General features: G+C 53.8%; 29 protein-coding genes. 23 read left to right on the plus strand and 6 right to left on the minus strand.

Translation table 11 applies throughout. The features are described 5' to 3' along the window. Positions 1-267 precede the first annotated feature (267 nt). Positions 268-1,947 carry a sensor domain-containing diguanylate cyclase gene (locus ACZYTD_RS04155; RefSeq protein ID WP_463889580.1) on the plus strand — a complete coding sequence of 560 codons (1,680 nt, stop codon included), beginning with the start codon at positions 268-270 and terminating at the stop codon, positions 1,945-1,947. Positions 1,948-2,597: 650 nt separating this feature from the next. Here ACZYTD_RS04155 and ACZYTD_RS04160 read toward each other — a convergent pair. From ACZYTD_RS04160 to argE, 6 genes are all read right to left on the minus strand, one after another. Next, on the minus strand, positions 2,598-3,272 hold the full coding sequence (locus ACZYTD_RS04160) for a hypothetical protein (protein WP_463889582.1): 675 nt from the start codon (positions 3,270-3,272) through the stop codon (positions 2,598-2,600). A gap of 427 nt (positions 3,273-3,699) precedes the next feature. Then, positions 3,700-4,530: a hypothetical protein gene (locus tag ACZYTD_RS04165; RefSeq protein WP_463889584.1), complete on the minus strand. Its 831-nt coding sequence runs from the start codon at positions 4,528-4,530 to the stop codon at positions 3,700-3,702. Beyond that, positions 4,530-5,186 carry a hypothetical protein gene (locus ACZYTD_RS04170; RefSeq protein WP_463889587.1) on the minus strand — a complete coding sequence of 219 codons (657 nt, stop codon included), beginning with the start codon at positions 5,184-5,186 and terminating at the stop codon, positions 4,530-4,532. The genes ACZYTD_RS04165 and ACZYTD_RS04170 overlap by 1 nt, the downstream gene beginning before the upstream one ends. 662 nt (positions 5,187-5,848) lie before the next feature. Then, a complete protein-coding gene (ybaK, locus tag ACZYTD_RS04175; protein WP_463889590.1) occupies positions 5,849-6,310 on the minus strand; it encodes a Cys-tRNA(Pro) deacylase in 462 nt (153 codons plus the stop codon). A 124-nt stretch (positions 6,311-6,434) separates the two neighbouring features. Further along, on the minus strand, positions 6,435-9,065 hold the full coding sequence (ppc, locus tag ACZYTD_RS04180) for a phosphoenolpyruvate carboxylase (protein WP_463889593.1): 2,631 nt from the start codon (positions 9,063-9,065) through the stop codon (positions 6,435-6,437). Between the two features lie 146 nt (positions 9,066-9,211). Continuing rightward, positions 9,212-10,357, minus strand: coding sequence for an acetylornithine deacetylase (argE, locus tag ACZYTD_RS04185; protein ID WP_463889596.1), 1,146 nt, complete (start codon positions 10,355-10,357; stop codon positions 9,212-9,214). A 226-nt stretch (positions 10,358-10,583) separates the two neighbouring features. On the opposite strand from argE, the gene argC reads away from it, so the two are divergent. From argC to rplF, 22 genes are all read left to right on the plus strand, one after another. Then, the gene (argC, locus tag ACZYTD_RS04190) at positions 10,584-11,591 is read left to right on the plus strand and encodes an N-acetyl-gamma-glutamyl-phosphate reductase (protein ID WP_463889598.1); all 1,008 of its coding nucleotides are present in this window, start codon (positions 10,584-10,586) and stop codon (positions 11,589-11,591) included. Positions 11,592-11,605: 14 nt separating this feature from the next. Further along, the gene (argB, locus tag ACZYTD_RS04195; RefSeq protein WP_463889600.1) at positions 11,606-12,385 is read left to right on the plus strand and encodes an acetylglutamate kinase; all 780 of its coding nucleotides are present in this window, start codon (positions 11,606-11,608) and stop codon (positions 12,383-12,385) included. 38 nt (positions 12,386-12,423) lie between these two features. Then, positions 12,424-13,341 (plus strand): ornithine carbamoyltransferase, encoded by a 918-nt coding sequence (locus tag ACZYTD_RS04200; RefSeq protein WP_463889602.1) that lies wholly within the window; start codon positions 12,424-12,426, stop codon positions 13,339-13,341. Next, positions 13,342-14,553, plus strand: a complete 1,212-nt coding sequence (locus ACZYTD_RS04205) for an argininosuccinate synthase (RefSeq protein ID WP_463889604.1) — start codon at positions 13,342-13,344, stop codon at positions 14,551-14,553. Between the two features lie 125 nt (positions 14,554-14,678). Continuing rightward, positions 14,679-16,064 carry an argininosuccinate lyase gene (gene argH, locus ACZYTD_RS04210; protein ID WP_463889605.1) on the plus strand — a complete coding sequence of 462 codons (1,386 nt, stop codon included), beginning with the start codon at positions 14,679-14,681 and terminating at the stop codon, positions 16,062-16,064. A 309-nt stretch (positions 16,065-16,373) separates the two neighbouring features. Further along, positions 16,374-16,685, plus strand: coding sequence for a 30S ribosomal protein S10 (rpsJ, locus tag ACZYTD_RS04215; RefSeq protein WP_005307944.1), 312 nt, complete (start codon positions 16,374-16,376; stop codon positions 16,683-16,685). 23 nt (positions 16,686-16,708) lie between these two features. Beyond that, the gene (rplC, locus tag ACZYTD_RS04220) at positions 16,709-17,347 is read left to right on the plus strand and encodes a 50S ribosomal protein L3 (RefSeq protein ID WP_463889618.1); all 639 of its coding nucleotides are present in this window, start codon (positions 16,709-16,711) and stop codon (positions 17,345-17,347) included. 17 nt (positions 17,348-17,364) lie between these two features. Next, positions 17,365-17,970: a 50S ribosomal protein L4 gene (gene rplD / locus ACZYTD_RS04225; protein WP_463889620.1), complete on the plus strand. Its 606-nt coding sequence runs from the start codon at positions 17,365-17,367 to the stop codon at positions 17,968-17,970. Further along, complete coding sequence (gene rplW, locus ACZYTD_RS04230) at positions 17,967-18,272, plus strand: 50S ribosomal protein L23 (protein WP_463889623.1); 306 nt, start codon at positions 17,967-17,969, stop codon at positions 18,270-18,272. Before rplD ends, rplW begins: the two co-directional genes overlap by 4 nt. A 15-nt stretch (positions 18,273-18,287) precedes the next feature. Then, positions 18,288-19,109 carry a 50S ribosomal protein L2 gene (rplB, locus tag ACZYTD_RS04235; protein WP_463889626.1) on the plus strand — a complete coding sequence of 274 codons (822 nt, stop codon included), beginning with the start codon at positions 18,288-18,290 and terminating at the stop codon, positions 19,107-19,109. Between the two features lie 22 nt (positions 19,110-19,131). Further along, positions 19,132-19,410, plus strand: a complete 279-nt coding sequence (gene rpsS / locus ACZYTD_RS04240) for a 30S ribosomal protein S19 (protein WP_377150763.1) — start codon at positions 19,132-19,134, stop codon at positions 19,408-19,410. Positions 19,411-19,420: 10 nt separating this feature from the next. After that, complete coding sequence (gene rplV / locus ACZYTD_RS04245) at positions 19,421-19,753, plus strand: 50S ribosomal protein L22 (RefSeq protein WP_460885165.1); 333 nt, start codon at positions 19,421-19,423, stop codon at positions 19,751-19,753. 18 nt (positions 19,754-19,771) lie between these two features. Further along, the gene (gene rpsC, locus ACZYTD_RS04250) at positions 19,772-20,485 is read left to right on the plus strand and encodes a 30S ribosomal protein S3 (RefSeq protein ID WP_463889628.1); all 714 of its coding nucleotides are present in this window, start codon (positions 19,772-19,774) and stop codon (positions 20,483-20,485) included. 13 nt (positions 20,486-20,498) lie between these two features. Then, complete coding sequence (gene rplP / locus ACZYTD_RS04255) at positions 20,499-20,912, plus strand: 50S ribosomal protein L16 (RefSeq protein ID WP_460885167.1); 414 nt, start codon at positions 20,499-20,501, stop codon at positions 20,910-20,912. Continuing rightward, positions 20,912-21,103: a 50S ribosomal protein L29 gene (rpmC, locus tag ACZYTD_RS04260; protein ID WP_460885168.1), complete on the plus strand. Its 192-nt coding sequence runs from the start codon at positions 20,912-20,914 to the stop codon at positions 21,101-21,103. Before rplP ends, rpmC begins: the two co-directional genes overlap by 1 nt. Then, positions 21,103-21,351 (plus strand): 30S ribosomal protein S17, encoded by a 249-nt coding sequence (rpsQ, locus tag ACZYTD_RS04265; protein ID WP_463889631.1) that lies wholly within the window; start codon positions 21,103-21,105, stop codon positions 21,349-21,351. The genes rpmC and rpsQ overlap by 1 nt, the downstream gene beginning before the upstream one ends. Positions 21,352-21,500: 149 nt before the next feature. After that, complete coding sequence (rplN, locus tag ACZYTD_RS04270; protein WP_460885170.1) at positions 21,501-21,869, plus strand: 50S ribosomal protein L14; 369 nt, start codon at positions 21,501-21,503, stop codon at positions 21,867-21,869. Between the two features lie 13 nt (positions 21,870-21,882). Continuing rightward, positions 21,883-22,200, plus strand: a complete 318-nt coding sequence (rplX, locus tag ACZYTD_RS04275; RefSeq protein ID WP_463889633.1) for a 50S ribosomal protein L24 — start codon at positions 21,883-21,885, stop codon at positions 22,198-22,200. Positions 22,201-22,213: 13 nt separating this feature from the next. After that, positions 22,214-22,753: a 50S ribosomal protein L5 gene (gene rplE, locus ACZYTD_RS04280; protein ID WP_463889635.1), complete on the plus strand. Its 540-nt coding sequence runs from the start codon at positions 22,214-22,216 to the stop codon at positions 22,751-22,753. A gap of 11 nt (positions 22,754-22,764) precedes the next feature. Further along, the gene (gene rpsN, locus ACZYTD_RS04285) at positions 22,765-23,070 is read left to right on the plus strand and encodes a 30S ribosomal protein S14 (RefSeq protein WP_463889637.1); all 306 of its coding nucleotides are present in this window, start codon (positions 22,765-22,767) and stop codon (positions 23,068-23,070) included. 20 nt (positions 23,071-23,090) lie between these two features. Then, positions 23,091-23,483 carry a 30S ribosomal protein S8 gene (gene rpsH / locus ACZYTD_RS04290; RefSeq protein ID WP_463889641.1) on the plus strand — a complete coding sequence of 131 codons (393 nt, stop codon included), beginning with the start codon at positions 23,091-23,093 and terminating at the stop codon, positions 23,481-23,483. A gap of 11 nt (positions 23,484-23,494) precedes the next feature. Further along, complete coding sequence (gene rplF, locus ACZYTD_RS04295) at positions 23,495-24,028, plus strand: 50S ribosomal protein L6 (RefSeq protein ID WP_463889643.1); 534 nt, start codon at positions 23,495-23,497, stop codon at positions 24,026-24,028. The last annotated feature ends 2 nt before the right edge of the window (positions 24,029-24,030 follow it).

A 24,030-nucleotide genomic window follows, 5' to 3' on the forward strand; every position in this document is an offset into this window, starting at 1 on the left:
ACTTTCTGAGCCTCTGGGCTCCCCGTCGTTATGGGAATGAGGTTGCTTTGACACAACCACGCAATCGGGAGTCCAGGATAGGGTGCCTTTTGGATATCTATTTTGCCATCAGCGCCACTTTGGGTTAACGGCGTAGTGGTGTCGTGCTGACGATGTGACCGGCCTCTTGCTATCTACTGATGAGTGAACACAATTTCGTGTATGGGTGCAGACAGTGAGACATGCCTTCCCTTACACTGAATTCGTTTTCAGAGTGGATCAAATCGGATGCGCCACCTTCTCCTGTTGCTGTTGATTACCTGGGGCTCCAACCTGAACGCTGTCGAGCGGGTGCTCGATCTGGCGCAGCCTCACTCAGCCATAGGGGAGTGGGTTGGGGTGTTTGAGGACACCTCGACTCTGTTAGCCAGTCGCCAAATTATCACCCTACCTGTTGAGCGCTTCACGGCGTTAGGCAAGCCCTCGGCCAGCCATACCTTTACCCAATCAGCCTTTTGGTTCCGTTTCGAGGTGGAGAATCATCAGCATCAGGCGGTAGAGCGCATCCTCTGGCTGAATCAGGCTTGGTTGGATAGTGCTAATCTGACCATAGTGTCGCCGGTGGGGCGGGTAGAGAGTATGGTGGGTGGCAATGGTGTACCGTTTGCTCAGCGGGCCATAGCCCATCCACTGCTGAATTTTCGCCATAGCTTCGAGCCCGGGCGTTCCATTGTGTACCTGCGGGTGCAGACTCCAGATCCCTTTGTGGTGACCATCAACCTGATGGATGAAGCCAGTTTTCTACAGGCCCAGGTGATCGATGCCGGTCTGATTGGCCTAGTCTATGGTGCCATCCTCTCCATGTTGCTCTACAACCTGTTGCTCTATTTTGGGATCCGCGAGCCCTATCAACTTTGCTATGTGTTTTACCTCGGCACCTTCTTGCTGATGAATGCCGCGTATAACAACTATACCTTCCCGCTGCTGTTTGCCGACTGGCCTCAGGGACAGGATTGGATGCAGTCGGGATCCATCTATCTATTTCTCTGCAGCGGACTGATGTTTACCCGTTCATTTCTGGATCTGCAGCTGTATCACCCTAAGCTCTATAGCATCACCACGCTGTTGTTGCGGCTGCTGTTGCTGGTGGCGCTGTGCACTCCCTGGTTGGGCTATCGGGTGCATGTGGAGCTCTCCATCGTCTTCTCTTCACTCATCAGCTTCTACTCGTGTGCCGTTGGTTTCTACATCTGGCTCGCAGGCAATCGTTCAGCTCGCTTCTTCTTGCTCGGCTCCATGAGTGGCTTAGTGGGCACCATGGTGACGGCGCTGACCGTGATGGCTTTTCTCCCCTATCACTACCTCACCTACAAGGCTCTGGACTTCGGCCTTACGCTGGATGGTATCCTGATGTCGCTGGCGTTGGCTGATCGTATAAAGCAGGTACGAGAAGAGCGGCTCAGGGCCGAATTGGATTCGAAGACTGACAGCCTCACCGGCCTTAACAACCGCCGGGCGTATCAAGCGATCAGCCAGCAGGAGGAGCAGAGGCTCAAACGCCACGGTGGTGAATTAGCGGCCATCATGCTGGATATCAACCACTTCAAGCTGATCAACGATAATCATGGCCATGCTTGTGGCGATGCCCTGCTCAAGCAGATTGCGGCCCTGGTGCGCCAACATATCCGTTTGACCGATCATGCCTTCCGTATGGGTGGTGATGAGTTTCTAATCCTGCTACCTGCCACCAATAGGGATCAGGCCCAGCACCTGGCCGAGCGCTTGCGTCAGGTCATAGCCGCGCAGAGCGTGGCGTGTCTGGGCCATAGCTTACGTGCCACGGTCAGCTTGGGTGTCAGTCAGTATCACGCAGAGGATCAGGGCATCGAGGCTCTGCTCAAGCGCACGGACGATGCCATGTATCAGGATAAGCGGCAAAACTCTGCGGTTCGCGATCGTTGGGGTTAAGTCTCATCCGAGGTCGATTGTCATTTGGTTGCTACAGGGCATGGCGTGCCAGTCTGGGCGGCCATGGGGTTATGGCGCCGCGCCTCGAGATGCACGGTAAGAAGAGTGCGTAGTAGGACTCAGATTGCCGACACAGTGCGGTTTCCTTTTTGTGCTGGTGGCCGTGCGGTGTCGGGGTAACTTGACGCCGACACGCCGTTAATCCCTCCCTGAGGCCTACGGTCGGCTTTCAAGTTATCCCCGCCCCATTCATGCTTTGCTGAATGACCAACACGATTAGCCCATTAGGCTTTGTAATACGGATCTGTGTTGTACTCTACGGGGGGATTTAACATGCCAGTGGTGGTGGATTTGATATATTTTTTTCCGCGTTTTGATATGTTGTGGTTAATAATATGGAAGTAGATCGTTTATTTTCAAATGGTTAGATTTATGTTTTCGACATGTCAACAAGAGCGGATTTGAAATGTATGAATGACTCGCCTCGATTTGTGCACCATGATTTGCAGCTACTGAACCCCTCATTTGACTCCCCATTGGTGGATGTACTGTAGGAGCTGGAGCATCTGCGGCGTCTTCGTCTGGGGGGCGATACCCCGGCTCCACTCTTCTTTCAGCTCAAGGATATCTTTCACCTGCTGGTATTGTGTTCATTTTCGGTACTCCCTATTTAGATTAAGAAAAATCTTTGGATCTTGATAACTAATTTCTTTTTTTATTGTTGCGCAGCTATCTATTTCGTATACCATCTTTGTTGGATACAATGATGACAATATTGTTTCCCCATTCTCCATTGAGAGACCATCATTACTGTCTAGCTCAAAGAAAAACCCATTGACGGTGAATTCATAAATACTGCTTTTTTTATTTTCTGATATGCTGCCGCTACAACAATCTGATGTTGTTATTTCAAAGCCATCCGAATCACCTCCCTTCATGAATATTGAAAAACTAGAGCCATTTAATGAATTGTGATTGTACTCAATTAATCCAAATCGAGTTAAAACACCTGAGTATCCATAGCCCACTGATAGGTTAATTAATTCTTGAATATCACTTTTTGTTAATGATTTTCTTGTGTAATAAATTGGCAACAAAGATGGATATATGCCTCCTGCTCTATACCTGGCTTCAATAAGCTGCTCTATGACTCCATTTCTTATTTCCTCTCTTGTAAGGGATTTTTGTCTTGCCCAGCAAAAACCTATCGCATTAGGTTTCACCATTTGTTCATATAAAAAATTAATCATAAAAACAATCATCACCACTACAATACAAAACTTTATCAGTGGTATTTTGTTTATGAATAGCTTTAATGATTTCATTATATTGCCTTATCATGACTCCCGATGTTATCGCTCTTTAAAACTCTCACTTTGATATTCCATCAGCGGGCTCAGGAAGTATTCCATTACCCGCCGTTTTCCGGTTGTTATTTCTATGGTGACCCTGTGCCGTTCCAGGCTCTGGTAGGTTAGCGATGCCCAACGTTTACCGCGAGGAGGGTTTAAACAAAAACAGAAATTTCCTTTCTCGGCAAGTGTTGGGATTTATTCAGCCCAACCTACGTGCTTGGTGCTGTCGGCCATTCTGGGTGGGTGTCCTCTGCAGTTATTGATAAAATCAGATAGATACAAAATAACCAATAAAATCAATCGCATATATATTATTGATTTTATTATATATTTATATTCATGTTTTTGGTGTGGGGTGGGTGTCCTCTGCGGTTAGCGTTGCGCTCTACGACCCGGATTACTTGATACATTCTGAATTTTTATTATTGTTTTTTGTTTTAATTGTGGCGGTGTGTTTGGGTATTTTATATTTGCTTTCTGGTAACACATCGCATGTTTGTTTTACTATAAGTATTTGGTTAGGTTGATCACTTTTTGCCGTAACATGCTGAATAGATTGAGGCGGTGGCATTTTTTCATGGGTTTCAGAATGGCCAGAAAAAGGTAATTTTACATACGAATTAGCAATGCCAAGTATAACAAGAATGGCTTGTAAAACTATTGCACACCAAAATGGTTTCCAGGTGATTCGATCATTTGTTGATGTAAAAAGATTGTTAATTAATACCGCGAAAATTGTTAGCGATGATGTTGCTGCAATAATTAAAACAATCGCCTTCAAGAAAGTATCTGAATGAGCGATAACATTGATATTAGCAGTTAATAGGGCTACGACAGACGAGAATAGCCCCAAAACCTGAATGTTTCTATCTGATTGTGATTTTATGGCCTCATCATATTCCTTTTTTACTGTTTCTAGTTCATTTTTGTATTCGTTTTTAAATTTATCATACTCACTCTTTATTTTTAGGTTTTCTCCCAGTAGACTTTGAACTTTATCTGATAGAAGTTCTAATTTACCAAAATCAAGTTCACTGTTTTTTCTAAGAGATGAATCCGAAATGTTAATGTTTTGACTATTGGCACCTGCTGGATTAGTTGCACTAAACGGGGAATTAAAAGATGATGATGAACTTGTTTTTGCTGACGAGAATGTTAAATTAGAAGAATTTTGGGCCGAGGAGGAACTAGGAATATTAGTAAAACTCCAGCCTGATGTACTCGTCATTATCCTCTCACCTTATCTTGGATAAATGAGCCAACAGAGGAAATTTGTTGGTAAAAGTTATTGGCCAAATTACGTCGCATGACAGGAGTTAAAATGTTTTGCTCTGTAATTAATGTGTTGACGTCGTTGGTTATCAGTAGGCCTGTTTCAACTTCCGGCCCAAACATCTGCCCTAATTCTATGGCGAGAGAATTGTTATATGTATAGCCACTCTCTAACTTTGCTTTTCTATTAAATCGAAGGGAAACCTCATCTATCTCTTCACTTTGCAAAGTTTTTTCATTTAAAAATGCTTTGGCCAGAGAGATATCTTCTTTCGCGAAAAAAGTTCCAATGACACCAATACGATTAAAATTGATATTTAATGATTCCATATCAATGGATGAAAATAATTGGATTAAATTTTCAATATTGCTGAGGTTAGCGCTTACAATTAGATCAAATCTAAAAGGATTTACAATGATATTAAAAGCGTTGTATCTTAGCAATAATGACTGAATGTTATTAGGCTGTGCCATTACCATTTCTTGAGCAATATATGTAAATTCATTTGTGTTCAGTGATGATCGAACTTTTATAGCCAATTGTTGAGGCATCTCACTACTGGGTGAGCTCAGAAATAATGCGATTTGAGTTTGTAGATGTTTAAGTTCCATATTTTCCATATCGATATATAAAAGGCCAACAGTTGAATAATATTGTTTTATACAGTCAACATCAACTCATGGATGTCGACATTTTTATGGAGCTGGTCTGATTCCAACCATCATAGTACTTCGAACACTGCGACTAAATGAATGATATTGTGGTTACAACAAGCCTGATTTTTAAATCATCGCGCGGTTCGACAGTGCTCACCGCGAACGGGTTGTATCGTTCAGGCTTTTGGCGCTTCACTCCGCCTGACCTCACTCCATTCCACCTTTGAAAAGGGGAGGGATGTGCCCAACCACCGCTGCTGGATCCCCGTTTACACGGGGATGATGGCGTAAAAAACAGGTTGAGCGTGGGCATGGCTACCGCCTGGCTGTGTCGTTGTGCTCACGCAGGGAGGGCTCAGCTGGCTTTATTGAGTCTCTATGCTACGCGTCGGCTGGGCAGATGCAAACCCAGGCTTGACTAAGGGGTGACGCAAACCGAAAAAAATAAGCTTGGGTCTGTACTGGCACGGGGTGTTATGGCTCATGAATGCGGTGGCGGGATAACCTTTAAGCCGACCGTAGGCCTCAGGGAGGAGGCCTTCGAGCCTCCAGGGAGGGATTAACGGCGTGTCGGCGTAAGGTCGTCCCGATGCCACACATAACGGCCACAGTGCCGCCTACTCGCCTATCGGCGCCACGGTGGCGTTTAGCAGCTGAATAAAGTCCTGGGGGCTGATCCCGACCGAGAGGCCGCGGCGGCCGCCGCTGACCAGGATAGTGGACTGGCTCATGGCGCGGCTGTCGAGCAGGGTGGGGAGCTGTTTCTTCTGGGCGAAGGGGCTGATGCCGCCTACCTTGTAGCCGGTGAGGCGTTCGGCGTCGGCAGGTTTCATCATCTCTACCTTCTTCAACTTGGCGGCCTTGGCCACCTCTTTGAGACTCAACATGCAGGAGACGGGGATCACCGCCGTCACCACCTGTTTATCGTGATGGACCAACAGGGTCTTGTAGACTTGCTCGGGCGGTAGCCCCAGTTGCGCTGCGGCATGCAGGCCGAAATCTTCGTGCACGTCGCATTCGTAGCTGTGGGGGGTGAAGTCGATACCGGCGATTTTCAGGAAGCGGATAGCAGGGGTCATGCGCCTATTCTCCTTTATGCGTCTAGCCATTCTAGCAAAGCAGTGTGTTATCTGTGTGACGAGGTATTGCGGGGGTAGAAACAAAACAGGCCGGGATTTCTCCCGGCCTGTGGTGGCTGTGGTACTAGCCCGTATTTCTCATCCCGGCGGCGATGCCGGCTATGGTGACCATCAGAGCCTGGTCAACTTGCGGGTGCAGGTCATCCGGGCTCTTACGGGAACGGTTGAGCAGCTCCACTTGTAGTACGTTGAGCGGATCCGTGTAGGGGTTACGCAGCTTGATGGATTCCTTGATCCAGGGCTGGTCATCCAGCAGACCGCCTTGCGGACGCAGACGCAGCACCACGTCGGTGGCGAGGGTGAGCTCGGCACGCAGACGCTGGCCCAGCGGCCACAGCTCTTCCGGTACCAGACGCTGATCATAGTACTCGGAGAGCCAGAGGTCGGCCTTCAGGAACACCATCTCCAGCATCTCCAGACGGGTGCGGAAGAAGGGCCACTGCTTGCTCATCTCGACCAGCAGCGCTTCCTTGCCATCACCCAGGGCGGCGTTGATGGCTTCACCGGTACCGAGCCAGGCCGGCAGCATCAGACGGTTCTGGGTCCAGGCGAAGATCCACGGAATGGCGCGCAGGGACTCGATACCACCGTTGGGCTTGCGCTTGGAGGGACGAGAGCCCAGCGGCAGCTTGCCCAGTTCCATTTCCGGCGTGGCGGCACGGAAGTAGGGAACGAAGTTGGCTTCGCCACGGATGATACTGCGGTAGTGATCGCAGGAGACCTGGGCCAGCTGCTCCATCACTTCGCACCACTCCTGCTTCGGCTTGGGCGGCGGCAGCAGGTTGGCTTCCAGCACGGCGCTGGTGTAGAGCTTGAGGCTGGTGATGGCCACTTGCGGCAGACCGAACTTGAAGCGGATCATCTCGCCCTGTTCGGTAACGCGGAAGCCACCCTTCAGGGATCCTGGCGGTTGGGAGAGGATCGCCTTGTGAGCCGGACCACCGCCACGACCCACGGTACCACCGCGGCCATGGAACAGGTTGAGCTTGAGCTTCTCGCGCTCGGCGATCTCGACCAGCTTCTCCATCGCCTGGTACTGGGCCCAGTTGGCGGAGATCATGCCGGCATCCTTGGCGGAGTCGGAGTAACCAATCATCACATACTGCTGGCCGTTGATGTACTCGCGGTACCAGTCGACGGAGAGCAGACGGTTCATGACGATGGCGGCGTTCTGCAGGTCATCCTGGGTTTCGAACAGCGGGGCCACCGGCATGTGGAACTTGCAGCCCACTTCCTTGAGCAGCAACTGGACGGCCAGCACATCGGAGGCCTGACGGGCCATGGAGATGATGTAGATACCGAAGGCACCCGGATCGGTTTCGGCGATCACGCGGCAGGTATCCAGCACTTCCTGGTTCTCGGCGCAGGGCTGCCAGTCTGGCGGCAGCAGCGGACGACGAGAGGTGAGTTCAGCCAGCAGGAACTCCTGCTTCTTCGGCTCATCCCACTTGGCGTAGTCGCCCAAGCCCAGATATTGGGTCAGTTCGGAGAGCACATCACCGTGGCGTTCGCCATCCTGACGGATATCCAGTTTCAGCAGGTTGATGCCGAAGCAGGAGAGCTTGCGCAGCACATCCAGCAGCAGGCCGTCGGCTATGATGCTCATGCCGCACTCATGCAATGAGTGGTAGCAGAGCTCCAGCGGCTTGCGCAGTTGCTCGGTGCGACAGATAAGGTCGCGGTTTTCGGTGTATTGGCCTTGCAGACGGGCGGTCAGGTTCTGCAGGGTTTCCTTGATATCGTTACGCAGCGTACGCAGTACCGCGCGGTAGGGCTCGTTGCTGCTACCGGCAGAGGCGCGCAGCTCGTCGTTACAGTCGATCATGGAGAGCTCGGAAACCAGCTCCTGCATATCGCTCTGGAACAGGTTCAGGGCCACCCAGCGGGAGGTGAGCAGCACTTCACGGGTCACCTCGGCGGTGACGAAGGGGTTACCATCGCGGTCACCACCCATCCAGGAGGCAAAGCGTACCGGCGCCACATCCAGCGGCAGGCGCAGACCGAAGGTCTCTTGCAGACGTTCGTCCAGCTGACGCATGAAGTAGGGCATGGCTGGCCACAGGCTGTTTTCGATCACCGCAAAGCCCCACTTGGCTTCGTCTACCGGGGTCGGACGGATTTCACGAATTTCGTTGGTGTGCCAGGCCTGGTTAATCAACTGCTCGATGCGTTGCAGGATATAGTGGCGCTCGCGCTCATTCAGATCACCCAGTTCCAGGTGTTCCAGGCACTCGTTGAGCTGCACATGCTTGTGGATCAGGGTGCGACGCTGAACTTCGGTCGGGTGAGCTGTGAGTACCAGCTCGATATCCAGTTCCTTGATGGCGGCGAGCACTTCTTCGCTGCTCTTGTTCTCGGCCTTGAGCTTGGCAAAGAGCTTGTCCAGTTCATCCGGGCTGTGGAACTCGTCGTTCTTGCGCGATGTGGTGTGGAACATCTCGGCCACGTTGGCCAGATTCAGAAACTGACTGAAGGCGCGGGCTACCGGCAGCAGCTCGTCATCACTCAGATTGCGCAGGGTATCCAGCAGGTTCTGCCGGGCCTCTTCATTTCCTTGGCGAGAGGATTTTGCCAGCTGGCGGATGGTTTCGATTTTCGCCAGAAACTCTTCGCCCAGATGATCTTTGATGGTCTTGCCCAAAAGCTGACCCAACAGGCCCACGTTGCCACGCAGTGCCGCGTACTTCTCATGCATACCGTCCGTCCTTCCCTTTTATTGTGAGGATTACCACAAAATTGTCCCCACCGGCCGAGGGTACAATCTATCCGTAATATGTTAGCCAGGTCAAATATTGAGCCCGCTAAAAGTGCAAATTTATGCGAATTGGGCTCCGTTCTGGGTCAAAAACAGAAACGGCGTACCAGATGTTGTAATACTTCCTTAGTGGGTTTGACGAACGAAAGGTCGAGATACTCATCCGGCTGGTGCGCCTGGGTGATGTGGCCTGGTCCCAGCACCAGGGTGTCACAGCCTAATTGCTGCACAAACGGCGCCTCGGTGCAGTAGTTGACCGACTCGGCAGCCAGGCCGGTAGCCAGTTCCGCCTCTTTGATGAGCGGTGATGCTTCGGCACAGGCATAGGGGGGGATCGGCTCGTGCATGTGGCTGATATGCAGGCAGCCAGGGTGGCAGGCGTGGAGCTCGCTCAGCTGCTCTTCCAACAAGCCGATCAGCTCCTGGGGGCTGACGCCGGGTATGGGGCGCAGGTCGATCTGCAGTTCGCAGGCGCCACAGATGCGATTGGGGCTATCTCCGCCGTGGATGGCGCCGAAGTTCAGGGTCGGGTAGGGCACCTTGAAGTGGTTATTGTGGTATTTTTCTTTCAGATCCTGCTGTAGCAGGGTGAGCTTGCCCAATACCTTATGCATGATTTCGATGGCGTTGACGCCGTTGGCTGGATCGGAACTGTGGCCGCTTTTACCGGTGACGCGGATGGACTCGGACATGTGCCCCTTGTGCATCATGACCGGCACCAAGCCAGTCGGTTCACCTATCACCGCATAGTCGGGCTTGATGGTGTGGGCCTCGGCTATGGCGCGGGCGCCCGCCATGGTGGTCTCTTCATCGGCGGTGGCCAGGATGCGCAGCGGTTTTTTCAGTTGCGTCAGATCCAGCTCCTGCAGGGCGATGGCAATAAAGGCAAAGAAGCCCTTCATGTCTATGGTGCCCAGACCGTAGAGACGGTTGTTCTCTTCGGTAACGGTAAAGGGATCCTTGCTCCAGCGCCCGGCATCGAAGGGCACTGTGTCGGTGTGACCAGCCAGCAGTAGGCCGCCCTCGCCACTACCCAGGGTGGCCACCAGGTTGAATTTACCCGGCAGGTCAGCTATCGGGGTGATATCGATGCGGAAGCCCAATTGGCTGAACCAGTCGGCCAGCAGTTGAATGACCCCCTGATTGCTCTGATCCCAGGCGGGATCTGTGCTGCTAATGGACGGAATCGCGATGATATCGCGGTATAATTTAAAAAAATCCAGATTTGCCATACATCCTCCTTGCACCCCACAGGCTAATTTGATAAATAATATAAATGCAAGTTCGATGCATAAATATTAAGATGTGTTGAGCGCTAAATGGTAAGGGACTATTTGTAAGGTAATGTTGATGTTCTGTCACTTCTTTCACTGCTGACAACACAACCCTGCTTGATGCCGCATTACGTCTGCGGCGTGGTTTCCTGTTTTACCCAACTCTCTACTCACGGAAGTTGTCATGCTGAATGTTGTCATTATTGGAGCCAGCGGTTACGCCGGTGCTGAACTCGCGGCCATGGTACAAAAACATGCGCACCTGAACCTGAAGGGACTCTATGTCTCGGCCAACAGTCAGGATGCCAACAAACCCTTCTCCTCGTTACACCCCCGCTTTCTGGGCCTGGTGGATTTGCCGGTCAAGCCGTTGACCGCCGAGGGGATGGCCGAAGCCCTGGCCGGAACCGATCTGGTCTGTCTGGCCACCGCCCACGAAGTGAGCATGGACTTGGCGCCCCAATTCCTGGCCGCCGGCATCAAGGTGTTCGACCTCTCCGGTGCCTTCCGCGTGGAGCAAGAGGGTTTCTACGACCACTATTACGGCTTTGCCCACAATCAACCCGAGTGGCTGGAGAAGGCGGTCTATGGTCTGGCCGAGTGGAATGAAGAGGCGATTGCCCAGGCCGATCTCATCGCCGTGCCGGGTTGCTATCCGACCGCTTCGCTCTCGGCACTCAAGCCGCTGATGGCCGCCGGCTTTATCAAGGCGGGCTCTACTCCCATCATCAATGCGGTCTCCGGTGTCTCCGGCGCCGGTCGCAAGGCGGCCATCAGTAGCAGCTTCTGCGAAGTGAGCCTGAACCCGTATGGGGTATTCAAACACAGACACCAGCCTGAGATCAGCCACCATCTGGGCACCAAGGTGGTGTTTCAGCCCCACCTGGGTAACTTTGCCCGCGGTATTCTGGCGACTATTTATGTGCAACTGGCGGACGGTGTGACGGCGGAACAGGTGGATGCCGTTTACGCTGCAGCCTATGAGGGTAAGCCGATTGTACGTCTGACCAAACAGTGGCCCGCCATTGTCGGTGTGGCCGGCACCCCCTTCTGTGACCTGCACTGGCAGGTGGAAGGCGACCAGCTCATAGTGGCTTCGGCCATAGACAACCTGCTCAAGGGCGCTTCCTCCCAGGCCATGCAGTGCATCAACATCAATTACGGATTCGAGCAGACCTGCGGTCTGATCTAATGGAGCAAATGGAAATGGCCAACAATACCCTGATCATCAAGCTGGGCGGCGCCCTGCTGGAGAGCGACGAAGCCCTGGGCGCCCTGTTTGATGGGCTGACCCAATTTCTAGAGCAGCAACATCGCCCTCTGGTGCTGGTGCATGGCGGCGGCTGTCTGGTGGATGATCTGCTGAAGGGGCTGGGTCTGACCAGCACCAAGAAGAATGGTCTGCGGGTCACGCCGTTCGAGCAAATTCCGGTGATTGCCGGGGCGCTGGCGGGTACCGCCAACAAGCAGATGATGGCCAAGGCTATCCAGCATGGTATCAAGACAGTCGGCCTCTGCCTGGCCGATGGCGGTCTGTGCAACGTGACCCAACTGGATTCGGATCTGGGCGCGGTGGGCGATTGCCAACCGGGCGATGCCGCTTTGCTGCATACCCTGTTAGATGGCGGCTTCCTGCCGGTGATCAGCTCCATCGGTATCACAGCCGAAGGGCAACTGATGAACGTCAACGCCGACCAGGCCGCGACGGCCATAGCCGAAGCCTTGGGCGCCGATCTGGTGATGCTCTCCGATGTGAGCGGCATTCTGGATGGCAAGGGGCAGCTGATCCATGAGGTGACGCAGGAGAAGGCCGACGAGCTGATCGCCAAGGGCGTCATCACGGGCGGCATGGAGGTGAAGGTGAAAGCGGCGCTACATGCATCGGCCAGCCTGGGCCGTCCTATCTCGGTTGCCAGCTGGCGTTATCCGGAGCAGCTGAGCAAGCTGTTGGCCGGTGGCGATGTGGGTACCCGGATCTCGGCCTGAGCCCCCAATAAGCAGAATAATATATTAAGGAGAGCGGCATGCGTCACCTGTTAACGACCAAGGAATTCAACAAGGAAGAGTTGCTGGAGCTGATCCAGCTGGGACGTGCGATGAAGGCCAACCCGGCGGGCTTTCGTGCCAGCCTGGCCAACAAGAGCATTGTCACCCTGTTTGAGAAACCCTCCCTGCGTACCCGGGTGACCTTCGACATCGGGATCCACCGTCTCGGTGGCCATGCCGTCTATCTGGATCAACAAAATGGCGCCATGGGCAATCGCGAAACCGTCAAGGATTTCGCCGGTAACCTGTCGCGCTGGTGCGAAGGCATAGTGGCCCGGGTCTTCGACCACAAGACCCTCATCGAGTTGCGTGACAACGCCACCGTGCCTGTGGTCAACTCCCTGTGCAATCTCTACCACCCCTGTCAGGCCCTGGCTGACTTCATGACCCTAGCCGAGAACTATGATGACTTGGCCAAGGTGAAGCTGGCCTATCTGGGGGATGGCAACAACGTGGCCCACTCCCTGCTCATCACAGGGGCGATTCTGGGGACGGATGTGACTGTGGTGGCGCCCAAGGGGTGTGGTCCGGATGCGCAGATCTTCAACGAGGCAGCTGAGTTGGCCAAGTTGACCGGCGCCCGTCTGGCGGTCACAGACAGAGTGGAAGATATTGTTGGCTTCGATGTGGCCTATACGGATACTTGGGTTTCTATGGGTGACAACACCCCATTGGAAGCGGTAAAAGACAGATTCATGCCCTATCAGATCAATCAGGGGCTGCTGGATAAGACCGGGATCCGCCATGTGCTGCACTGCCAGCCGGCGCACCGGGAGATGGAAATAACCTCTGACGTCATGGATGGCCCGGCCTCCCTCATTCTCGATGAGGCGGAAAACCGGATGCATGCGCAAAACGCCGTCCTGCACACACTGATCAATCAAGGAGACAAATAAATGGAAGGCATCAACAAGGTTGTACTGGCTTACTCTGGTGGTCTGGATACGTCGGCTATCGTGCCTTGGCTCAAAGAGAACTATAACTGCGAAGTGATCTGCTTCGTGGCCGACGTGGGTCAGGGTGCCGATGATCTGGAAGGGGTCGAGCAGAAGGCGCTGGCTTCCGGTGCCTCCAAGTGTATCGTCAAGGATCTGAAAGATGAGTTCGTCAAGGATTACGTCTATCCGACCCTGAAGACCGGTGCCATCTACGAAGGCACCTACCTGCTGGGTACTTCCATGGCCCGTCCTGTCATCGCCAAGGCGATGGTGGAAGCAGCCATCGCCGAAGGCGCCGATGCCATCGCCCACGGTTGTACCGGTAAGGGTAACGATCAGGTGCGTTTCGAAGGCGCGGTTGCCGCGCTGGCGCCGCAACTGAAGGTGATCGCCCCGTGGCGCATCTGGACCATGCGTTCCCGTGAAGAGCTGCTGAACTACCTTTCCGAGCGCAACATTCCCTGCAAGGCCTCCATCACCAAGATCTACAGCCGTGATGCCAACGCCTGGCACATCTCCACCGAAGGTGGCGAGCTGGAGAGCACCTGGAACGAAGCCTCCGAAGCCGTATGGCAGTGGACTGTCTCCCCGGAGCAGGCACCGGATCAGGCTGAGTATGTGAAGTTGACCGTGGCCAATGGTGAAGTGGTGGCGGTAGATGACAAGGCGCTGAGCCCCTATGAGGTATTGGTGACCCTGAACGAGCGCGCCTCCAAGCATGGCGTCGGTCGTATCGACATCACCGAAAACCGTCTGGTGGGCATGAAGTCCCGTGGTTGCTACGAAACGCCGGGCGGTACCGTCATGATGGCGGCCCTGCGTGCGGTGGAAGAGCTGGTACTGGACAAGACCACCCGCGCCTGGCGCGAGAAGCTGGGTGCCGAGTTCTCGCACCTGGTCTATGACGGTCGCTGGTTTACCCCCCTGTGCAAGGCCATTGTCGCCTCTGCCGATGCCATTGCCGAAGATCTGTGCGGTGAAGTGGTATTGAAGATGTACAAGGGTTCAGTCAACGCCGTGCAGAAGCGCTCTGCCAACAGCCTCTACTCCGAAGATTTCGCGACCTTCGGTGCCGATGACGTGTATGACCAGAGCCATGCCGAAGGCTTCATCCGCCTCTACACTCTGGCCAGCCGCATTCGTGCCCTGAAAGAGCAAAGCAAGAAGTAAGCAGCCTCGGCTGTTAGCCTCCTCACCATCCGCGCTGGCGGGGTGGGGAGGCCACTCATTTTTCTAACTCCTGCTTTGGCGGGAGTTGCCGTTTATTTATCAGCTCACGTTTTGGAGAAGAGACCATGGCACTGTGGGGCGGACGTTTCAGTCAGGCAGCCGATACCCGGTTCAAGCAATTCAATGATTCCCTGCGCTTTGACTACCGTCTGGCCGAGCAGGACATCACAGGCTCAGTCGGTTGGTCCCGGGCGCTGGTAGAGGTCGGCATTCTGAGCGCCGATGAACAGGCCCGTCTGGAAGTGGCCCTGAACGGCTTGCTGGCCGAAGTGCAGGCCGATCCGGAGCAGATCTTGCAATCGGATGCCGAAGATATTCACTCCTGGGTGGAAGGTAAACTGATCGAGCGGGTCGGGGATCTGGGCAAGAAGCTGCATACCGGCCGCTCCCGTAACGATCAGGTGGCCACCGATCTGAAACTCTGGTGCAAGGCCCAAGGCCAACTGCTGCTGGGCTCACTTCACCAACTGCAACAGGCGCTGGTGGCGGCCGCGCGTGTGCATCAAAGTGCCGTGCTGCCAGGTTACACCCACCTGCAGCGTGCCCAGCCAGTCACCTTCTCCCACTGGGCCTTGGCCTATGTGGAGATGCTGGAGCGCGACTACAGTCGTCTGCAGGATGCCCTGGCTCGTCTGAACCTGAGCCCGCTGGGCTGCGGCGCCCTGGCCGGCACGGCCTATGCCATCGACCGTGAAGCGCTGGCGCGGGATCTGGGCTTTGCCGGGGCGACCCGCAACAGCCTGGATTCGGTCTCGGATCGGGACCATGTGGTGGAACTGATGAACTGCGCCAGCCTCTCTATGGTGCATCTCTCCCGTTTTGCCGAAGATCTCATCTTCTTCAATACCGGTGAAGCGGGCTTTGTCGAGCTCTCCGACAAGGTGACCTCCGGCTCCTCCCTGATGCCACAAAAGAAGAACCCGGATGCGCTGGAGCTGATCCGTGGCAAGGCCGGGCGTGTCGTCGGTGCCCAGATGGGCATGATGATGACCCTCAAGGCCCTGCCGCTGGCCTACAACAAGGACATGCAGGAAGACAAGGAAGGGCTGTTCGATGCCCTGGACTCCTGGCATGACTGCCTGGATATGGCCTGCCTGGTGCTCGAAGATATCAAGGTGAACCAGGCGCGTACTCTGGCGGCCGCCCAGGGTGGTTATGCCAATGCCACCGAGCTGGCGGACTACCTGGTGGCCAAGGGCATTCCCTTCCGCGAGGCGCACCACATAGTGGGTGAGGCTGTGGTTTACGCCATCAAGGTGGCCAAGCCGCTGGAAGATCTCGCCCTGAGCGAATTCCAGCAATTCAGCCCCGTGGTGGCCGAGGATGTTTACCCCATCCTCTCCCTGGAGTCGACCCTGGCCAAGCGCGTGGCCAAAGGCGGCGTGGCCCCTGAGCAGATCGATGGTGCCCTGGCGTTTATGGAGCAGCACCTGGCCAAGCGCGGCGGTTAATGAGTGGTAAGTGAGTTGTCATTGTGTTGTCGGGGGCCTACAGGCCCCTATTTTTTTGGCGCCGGAAAACCCCAGTGCAGAAAATAGACTAAATAGTGGAATTCCCCTTGCGCACCGGAGGCCAATACGTATAATACGCGGGCTCGTCAATCTGACAGCTGAGCCAACTGGCTCGGTTCAAACAGTTCGCTGTCTGAACCCAACAGTCTCCCCGATTTGGGGAGAAACGTATTGAAACGACCTCTGGGGCCTTTTAGGTGCTTCAGGCGGTTTGTTTTATGTTCTTTTATCCATTTGGAGCTCTGGTAAATGCAGAACCAAAGAATTCGCATCCGCCTGAAGGCGTTTGATCACCGCTTGATCGACCAGTCTACTGCGGAAATCGTCGAAACTGCTAAGCGCACTGGCGCCCAGGTACGCGGTCCTATCCCGCTGCCGACTCGCAAAGAGCGCTTCACCGTACTGATTTCTCCACACGTGAATAAAGACGCACGTGATCAGTATGAAATCCGCACTCACAAGCGTCTGGTTGACATCGTTGAACCGACCGACAAGACCGTTGACGCTCTGATGCGTCTGGATCTGGCGGCTGGTGTCGACGTACAGATTAGCTTGGGTTAATTACGGAATAGAGGTTGATAACAATGACAATCGGTCTTGTAGGTCGCAAGCTGGGTATGACCCGCGTCTTCACTGAAGACGGCGTGTCCATCCCTGTGACTGTTATCGAAGTCGAAGCAAACCGTGTGACTCAAGTTAAGTCTCTGGAAAGCGACGGCTACGTAGCCATCCAAGTGACCACCGGTGCTAAGAAGGCTAGCCGCCTGACTGGCGCTGAAGCGGGTCACTTTGCCAAAGCTGGCGTAGATGCTGGTCGCGGTTTGTGGGAATTTCGTCTGAATGAAAGCGAAGCTGCTGACGTTGCAGTCGGTGCTGAGCTGAACGTAGGCGTGTTCGCCGACGTGAAGAAAGTAGACGTTACGGGTACCTCCAAGGGTAAAGGCTTTGCCGGTACTGTAAAGCGCTGGAACTTCCGCACTCAGGACATGACTCACGGTAACTCTCGTTCTCACCGTGTACCGGGTTCAATTGGTCAAAACCAATCACCAGGTAAAGTGTTCAAGGGCAAGAAGATGGCTGGCCACCTGGGTAACGAGCGCGTAACCGTGCAGTGCCTGGATGTGGTTCGTGTCGACGTTGAGCGCAATCTGCTGCTGGTTAAAGGCGCAGTTCCAGGCGCAACCAACGGCGATCTGATCGTCAAACCTGCCGTTAAAGCGTAACGTCTGAGGAGATAGTAATGGAATTGGTAATGAAAGACGCCCAAGGCGCTCTTCAAGTTTCCGAAACTACCTTCGGGCGTGAGTTCAACGAAGCCCTGATCCATCAGGTAGTCGTAGCCTACGCCAATGGTGCGCGTCAGGGTACTCGCGCTCAGAAGAGCCGTTCTGAAGTGTCCGGTGGCGGTAAAAAGCCATGGCGCCAGAAAGGTACTGGTCGTGCTCGTGCGGGTAGCATTCGCTCCCCAATCTGGCGTTCAGGTGGCGTGACTTTCGCCGCTCGTCCGCAAGATCACAGCCAGAAGGTAAACAAGAAGATGTACCGTGCTGCTCTGCAGAGCATTCTGTCTGAGCTGGTGCGTCAAGAACGTCTGATCGTGGTCGAGCAATTCGCTATCGATGCGCCGAAGACCAAAGATCTGGTTGCCAAGCTGAAGAGCATGGACCTGAAAGACGTGCTGATCGTGACCCCGGAAGTGGATGAGAACCTGTTCCTGGCCGCTCGCAACCTGTACAAGGTTGACGTGCGTGATGTAACTGGCCTCGACCCGGTTAGCCTGATCGCTTTCGACAAGGTATTGATGACTGCTGAGGCAGTGAAGCAAATCGAGGAGATGCTGGCATGATCCGTGAAGAGCGTCTGCTGAAAGTTCTGAAGGCTCCGCACATCTCTGAGAAGAGCACCATGGTAGCTGAAAAGCTGAATACCATAGTGTTCAAGGTTGCCACTGACGCGACCAAAGCGGAAATCAAGGCTGCAGTTGAGAAACTGTTCGAAGTTAAAGTTGAAGCTGTACGCACCCTGAACGTGATGGGCAAGACCAAGCGTACCGGTGCTCGCGTTGGCAAGCGTTCCGATTGGAAGAAAGCCTACGTGACTCTGGTTCCTGGTCAAGACATCGACTTCATGGGCGGCGCCGCCGAGTAAGAGGAGTCTTAGCAAATGGCAATTGTAAAATGTAAGCCTACTTCTCCGGGTCGCCGTCACGTCGTCAAGATCGTCACCCCGGAACTGCACAAGGGCAAGCCATTCGCTGCCCTGGTGGAAGAGAAGCGTAAGAGTGGCGGTCGTAACAACAACGGCCGTATCACCACCCGTCATATCGGTGGTGGCCACAAGCAGCATTACCGTCTGATCGACTTCAAGCGCAACAAGGACGGCGTGCCGGCCAAGGTTGAGCGTCTGGAATACGATCCGAACCGCTCCGCGCACATCGCGCTGGTGCTGTACGCAGATGGTGAACGTCGCTATATCCTGGCTCCTAAGGGCCTGAAAGCCGGTGACCAGATTGCCTCTGGTATCGATGCAGGCATCAAGGTAGGTAACGCCCTGCCGATGCGTAACATCCCGGTTGGTTCCACTGTCCACGCTATCGAAATGAAGCCTGGTAAGGGAGCTCAGATCGCTCGTTCTGCTGGTGCATTCGCTCAGATCCTGGCCCGTGAAGGTAGCTATGTGACTCTGCGCCTGCGCTCCGGTGAAGTACGCAAAGTGCTGGCCGAATGCCGCGCCACCATTGGTGAAGTCGGTAACGCCGAGCACATGCTGCGTCAACTGGGTAAGGCTGGTGCCAAGCGCTGGCGTGGTGTTCGTCCGACCGTTCGTGGTATGGCCATGAACCCGGTTGATCACCCGCACGGTGGTGGTGAGGGTCGTAACAAGGGTATGCAACCTGTATCTCCTTGGGGCACCCCAGCTAAGGGTTACAAGACCCGTAAGAACAAGCGCACCGACAAGTACATCGTACGTCGTCGTAACAAGTAATTCTTTTTAAAGAGGAATCACCATGCCACGTTCTCTCAAGAAGGGTCCTTTCATTGACCTGCACTTGCTGAAGAAGGTAGAGAAAGCGGTGGAAAGCGGGGACAAGAAGCCAATTAAGACTTGGTCCCGTCGTTCAATGATCATCCCGAACATGATCGGTTTGACCATCGCTGTCCATAATGGTCGTCAGCACGTACCGGTATACGTTTCCGATGAAATGATCGGTCACAAGCTGGGTGAGTTTGCGCCAACTCGTACTTATCGCGGTCATGCCGCTGATAAGAAGGCCAAGAAGAAATAAGGGGTAAATGATGGAAGCTATCGCTAAACACCGTTTCGCCCGGACTTCTGCCCAAAAGGCTCGCTTGGTCGCTGACCAAGTGCGTGGTCTGACGGTTGACAAGGCTCTGAACCTGCTGACCTTCAGCCCGCGTAAAGCGGCTGTCCTGGTCAAGAAGGTACTGGAATCTGCTATTGCAAATGCCGAGCACAATGAAGGTGCGGACATCGACACGCTGAAGGTTGCCACCATCATGGTTGACGAAGGTCCTTCCATGAAGCGCATTCGTCCACGTGCCAAAGGCCGCGCGGACCGTATCCTGAAGCGTACCTCCCACATCACTGTGGTAGTGTCCGACCGCTAAGAGGCTAGGAGATAAGCAATGGGTCAGAAAGTACATCCTAATGGTATTCGCTTAGGCATTACCAAGCCTTTCAACTCTACCTGGTTCGCGAGTTCCAAAGACTTCGCTGACAACCTGCACGGTGACTTCCAAGTCCGTCAGTACCTGACCAAGGAACTGAAGGCGGCGTCCGTGTCTCGTATCGTCATCGAGCGTCCGGCCAAGAGCATCCGCGTGACCATTCACACCGCTCGTCCGGGTGTGGTCATCGGTAAGAAGGGTGAAGACGTTGAGAAACTGCGCAAGTACATCGCCAAGATCACTGGCGTACCTGCACAGATCAACATTTCCGAAGTGCGTAAGCCTGAACTCGACGGCAAGCTGGTTGCAGATAGCATCAGCTCCCAACTCGAGCGTCGCGTTATGTTCCGTCGCGCCATGAAGCGTGCCGTACAGAACGCCATGCGTCTGGGTGCCAAGGGTATCAAGGTAGAAGTTAGCGGCCGTCTGGGCGGCGCCGAAATCGCGCGTACCGAATGGTACCGTGAAGGTCGCGTGCCCCTGCACACTCTGCGTGCAGACATCGACTACGCTACCTCTGAAGCACATACCACCTACGGCGTCATCGGCGTCAAGGTTTGGATCTTCAAGGGCGAGGTTCTGGGGGGTATCGCAGCTGTTAACGCAGCCGCAGCAGCCGCTCAACAAGAGCCGGCTCCTGCCAAGCCGAAGCGCAAGCCTCGCGGTAAGTAAGGAGATTCGGTAAATGTTGCAACCAAAGCGTACAAAGTTCCGTAAAGTCCACAAGGGCCGTAACCGTGGTCTGGCTAACGCCGGCAACGAAGTTTCTTTCGGCTCCTTTGGTCTGAAGGCGGTAACTCGCGGTCAACTGACTGCTCGTCAGATCGAAGCAGCGCGTCGTGCCATGACTCGTGCTGTTAAGCGTCAAGGTAAGATCTGGATCCGTGTGTTCCCGGATAAGCCAATTACTGAAAAGCCCCTTGAAGTTCGTATGGGTAAAGGTAAGGGTAACGTGGAATACTGGGTAGCCCTGATCCAGCCTGGTAAGGTCCTGTACGAGATGGACGGTGTGCCTGAAGCCCTGGCCCGTGAAGCGTTCGCCCTGGCGGCCGCTAAACTGTCAGTTAAGACCACTTTCGTAACTCGGACGGTAATGTGATGAAAGCACAAGATCTTCGCCAAAAGAGCGTAGAAGAGCTGAAGGCTGAACTGATCGGTCTGCTGCGTGAGCAGTTCAACCTGCGTATTCAAGCCAGCACTGGTCAACTGTCTCAGACTCATACTCTGAAACTGGTACGTCGCGACATAGCTCGCGTCAAGACTGTTCTGAACGAGAAGGCAGGTGCGTAATGACCGATAAAATCCGTACTCTGCAAGGTCGTGTCGTTAGCGACAAGATGGACAAGTCCATCACTGTGGCTATCGAGCGCAAGGTAAAACACCCGATTTACGGGAAGATTATCGTGCGTACCACCAAGCTGCACGTGCATGATGAAAGCAACGAGTGTAAAGTTGGCGACCTCGTGGATATCCGCGAATGTCGCCCACTGTCTAAGACCAAGTCTTGGACCCTGGTTGCCATAGTCGAGAAGGCCTAAGTTAGGCCCTCGCAAGATAGAGACGGTCCTCTCGGGGGCCGTCTCTTTTTTAAACTACCACTTCCAGATCGGCTGTGGTAATATGTCGCGCCTTTAGTGGGCAGCCAGTCCCGAAAGGGAACAGTAGTAAAGTAAAGCGGAGCACTCACATGATCCAAATGCAAAGTATGCTGGACGTCGCCGACAACTCCGGCGCTCGCAGCGTAATGTGTATTAAGGTTCTTGGTGGTTCGCACCGCCGCTACGCCGGTATCGGCGACATCATCAAAGTTTCCATTAAGGAAGCGATTCCTCGCGGTAAAGTGAAGAAGGGTGATGTAGTAAATGCGGTGGTCGTGCGCACCAGAAAAGGCGTTCGCCGTCAGGATGGCTCTGTCATCCGTTTCGACCGCAACGCGGCTGTGCTGTTGAACAACAACCATCAGCCGATCGGTACTCGCATCTTCGGCCCAGTGACTCGTGAACTGCGTACTGAAAAGTTCATGAAGATCGTGTCCCTGGCCCCTGAAGTACTGTAAGGAGTCGAGAAACATGGCAGCTAAAATCCGTCGTGAAGACGAAGTAATTGTTTTGACCGGTAAGGATAAGGGCAAGCGTGGCAAAGTCACTCAAGTTCTGGTCCAGCACGGTAAAGTAGTAGTAGAAGGCGTTAACTTGGTGAAGAAGCATCAGAAGCCGGTTCCGGCTCTGGGCACTGCGGGCGGTATCGTCAGCAAAGAAGCACCGATTGACGTGTCCAACATTGCGATTTTCAACCCTGCCTCTGGCAAGGCTGATCGTGTTGGTTTCCGGATTGAAGATGGCAAGAAAGTGCGCTTCTTCAAATCCAATGGTGAACTTGTAAAGTAATTGGAGTTTAACGATGGCGAAACTGCATGATGTTTACAGACAAAAAGTAGCCAACGAACTGATGACTCAGTTCGGCTACCAGACTGTCATGCAAGTCCCTCGGATCGAAAAGATCACCCTGAATATGGGTGTCGGTGAGGCCTTGGCGGATAAGAAAATTCTGGAAAACGCAGTTGCTGATTTGGCTGCTCTTTCTGGTCAGAAGCCGCTGATCACCAAAGCTCGCAAGTCCGTTGCTGGCTTCAAGATCCGTGAAGGCTACCCGATCGGTTGTAAAGTAACCCTGCGCGGCGAGCGTATGTGGGAGTTCCTGGAGCGTTTGATTTGCATCGCTATGCCCCGTATTCGTGACTTCCGTGGTGTAAGCCCGAAGTCCTTTGACGGTCGTGGCAACTACTCCATGGGCGTACGTGAGCAAATCATCTTCCCCGAAATCGACTACGACAAGGTCGACAAGGTTCGCGGTCTGGATATCACTATCACGACCACTGCGAAGTCCGACGAGGAAGGCCGAGCTCTGCTGGCTGCCTTTAGCTTCCCATTCCGTAAGTAAGGTGTAGGGTTATGGCAAAACTTTCCATGAAAGCACGTGAAGTAAAGCGTGCCAAACTGGTCGAGAAGTTCTTCGAGAAGCGTTCTGCGCTGAAAGCGATCATCTCTAACGTAGCTACTTCTGAAGAAGCCCGTTGGGACGCTGTGCTCAAGCTGCAACAACTGCCTCGTGATTCCAGTCCTATTCGTCAACGTAACCGTTGCAATATCACTGGTCGTCCGCACGGATACCTGCGCAAGTTTGGTCTGTGCCGCATCAAAGTGCGTGAGCACATGATGAAGGGCGAAATTCCTGGCCTGAAGAAGGCTAGCTGGTAATCGATCACGGGAGTTAACATATGAGCATGCAAGATCCGATCGCGGACATGCTGACCCGCATTCGTAACGGTCAGGCCGCAAGCAAGGTTTCGGTTGCTATGCCTTCTTCCAAGCAGAAAGTGGCAATCGCCCAGCTGCTGAAAGAAGAAGGTTACGTCGCTGACTATAAAGTCAGTGGTGATACCAAGGCTGAGCTGGAAGTAGAACTGAAGTATTTCCAAGGCAAACCGGTTGTCGAGCTGATTCAGCGCGTTAGCCGTCCTGGCCTGCGTATATACAAAAAGCGTGGCGAATTGCCAAAGATCATGAATGGTCTGGGTATCGCCGTCGTCTCCACTTCAAAAGGTGTGATGACTGACCGTGCTGCCCGTAAGGCTGGCATGGGCGGTGAGATCATCTGCTACGTCGCTTAAGGAGTAGGAATATGTCTCGTGTTGCTAAGGCACCCGTCGCGATTCCTGCCGGCGTAGAAGTGACCCTGAATGGCCAGGAAATTAGTGTTAAAGGCAAGAACGGCACTCTGAAGCGTTCTATCAATGCCTCTGTTGTTCTCACCAAGGACGAGTCTGTTCTGACATTTGCACCGCGCGATGGTAGCGCGAATGCCAATGCTCAGGCCGGTACTGCTCGTGCTCTGGTAAACAACATGGTTATTGGTGTTACCGCTGGCTTCGAGCGCAAGCTGCAGCTGGTAGGCGTAGGCTATCGTGCCCAAGCAAAGGGCAAGTCAGTCGGCCTCTCTCTGGGCTTCTCTCACCCGGTCGAGCACGAACTGCCGGAAGGCGTTACTGCTGAATGCCCGACTCAGACTGAAATCGTTCTGAAGAGTGCGGATAAGGCATTGTTGGGCCAAGTAGCTGCGGATATCCGCTCCTACCGCCGTCCAGAGCCTTACAAGGGCAAGGGTGTACGTTACGCCAATGAAGTCGTACGTACTAAAGAAGCTAAGAAGAAGTAAGG

The organism is Pseudaeromonas sp. HNCC25DJ180, from assembly GCF_055413345.1.

Coding starts and splice junctions, on each gene's coding strand:
- rpmC (WP_460885168.1), top strand. CDS start 20,912: ATGAAAGCACAAGATCTTCGCCAAAAGAGCGTAGAAGAGCTGAAGGCT.
- ACZYTD_RS04165 (WP_463889584.1), bottom strand. CDS start 4,530: ATGACGAGTACATCAGGCTGGAGTTTTACTAATATTCCTAGTTCCTCC.
- argH (WP_463889605.1), top strand. CDS start 14,679: ATGGCACTGTGGGGCGGACGTTTCAGTCAGGCAGCCGATACCCGGTTC.
- ACZYTD_RS04160 (WP_463889582.1), bottom strand. CDS start 3,272: ATGAAATCATTAAAGCTATTCATAAACAAAATACCACTGATAAAGTTT.
- ACZYTD_RS04200 (WP_463889602.1), top strand. CDS start 12,424: ATGCGTCACCTGTTAACGACCAAGGAATTCAACAAGGAAGAGTTGCTG.
- rplP (WP_460885167.1), top strand. CDS start 20,499: ATGTTGCAACCAAAGCGTACAAAGTTCCGTAAAGTCCACAAGGGCCGT.
- argB (WP_463889600.1), top strand. CDS start 11,606: ATGGCCAACAATACCCTGATCATCAAGCTGGGCGGCGCCCTGCTGGAG.
- rplB (WP_463889626.1), top strand. CDS start 18,288: ATGGCAATTGTAAAATGTAAGCCTACTTCTCCGGGTCGCCGTCACGTC.
- ACZYTD_RS04205 (WP_463889604.1), top strand. CDS start 13,342: ATGGAAGGCATCAACAAGGTTGTACTGGCTTACTCTGGTGGTCTGGAT.
- ybaK (WP_463889590.1), bottom strand. CDS start 6,310: ATGACCCCTGCTATCCGCTTCCTGAAAATCGCCGGTATCGACTTCACC.
- rplF (WP_463889643.1), top strand. CDS start 23,495: ATGTCTCGTGTTGCTAAGGCACCCGTCGCGATTCCTGCCGGCGTAGAA.
- rplC (WP_463889618.1), top strand. CDS start 16,709: ATGACAATCGGTCTTGTAGGTCGCAAGCTGGGTATGACCCGCGTCTTC.
- rpsJ (WP_005307944.1), top strand. CDS start 16,374: ATGCAGAACCAAAGAATTCGCATCCGCCTGAAGGCGTTTGATCACCGC.
- rplV (WP_460885165.1), top strand. CDS start 19,421: ATGGAAGCTATCGCTAAACACCGTTTCGCCCGGACTTCTGCCCAAAAG.
- rplN (WP_460885170.1), top strand. CDS start 21,501: ATGATCCAAATGCAAAGTATGCTGGACGTCGCCGACAACTCCGGCGCT.
- rpsS (WP_377150763.1), top strand. CDS start 19,132: ATGCCACGTTCTCTCAAGAAGGGTCCTTTCATTGACCTGCACTTGCTG.
- argC (WP_463889598.1), top strand. CDS start 10,584: ATGCTGAATGTTGTCATTATTGGAGCCAGCGGTTACGCCGGTGCTGAA.
- rpsH (WP_463889641.1), top strand. CDS start 23,091: ATGAGCATGCAAGATCCGATCGCGGACATGCTGACCCGCATTCGTAAC.
- rplD (WP_463889620.1), top strand. CDS start 17,365: ATGGAATTGGTAATGAAAGACGCCCAAGGCGCTCTTCAAGTTTCCGAA.
- ppc (WP_463889593.1), bottom strand. CDS start 9,065: ATGCATGAGAAGTACGCGGCACTGCGTGGCAACGTGGGCCTGTTGGGT.
- ACZYTD_RS04170 (WP_463889587.1), bottom strand. CDS start 5,186: ATGGAACTTAAACATCTACAAACTCAAATCGCATTATTTCTGAGCTCA.
- rpsN (WP_463889637.1), top strand. CDS start 22,765: ATGGCAAAACTTTCCATGAAAGCACGTGAAGTAAAGCGTGCCAAACTG.
- rplE (WP_463889635.1), top strand. CDS start 22,214: ATGGCGAAACTGCATGATGTTTACAGACAAAAAGTAGCCAACGAACTG.
- rpsC (WP_463889628.1), top strand. CDS start 19,772: ATGGGTCAGAAAGTACATCCTAATGGTATTCGCTTAGGCATTACCAAG.
- rplW (WP_463889623.1), top strand. CDS start 17,967: ATGATCCGTGAAGAGCGTCTGCTGAAAGTTCTGAAGGCTCCGCACATC.
- rplX (WP_463889633.1), top strand. CDS start 21,883: ATGGCAGCTAAAATCCGTCGTGAAGACGAAGTAATTGTTTTGACCGGT.
- rpsQ (WP_463889631.1), top strand. CDS start 21,103: ATGACCGATAAAATCCGTACTCTGCAAGGTCGTGTCGTTAGCGACAAG.
- argE (WP_463889596.1), bottom strand. CDS start 10,357: ATGGCAAATCTGGATTTTTTTAAATTATACCGCGATATCATCGCGATT.
- ACZYTD_RS04155 (WP_463889580.1), top strand. CDS start 268: ATGCGCCACCTTCTCCTGTTGCTGTTGATTACCTGGGGCTCCAACCTG.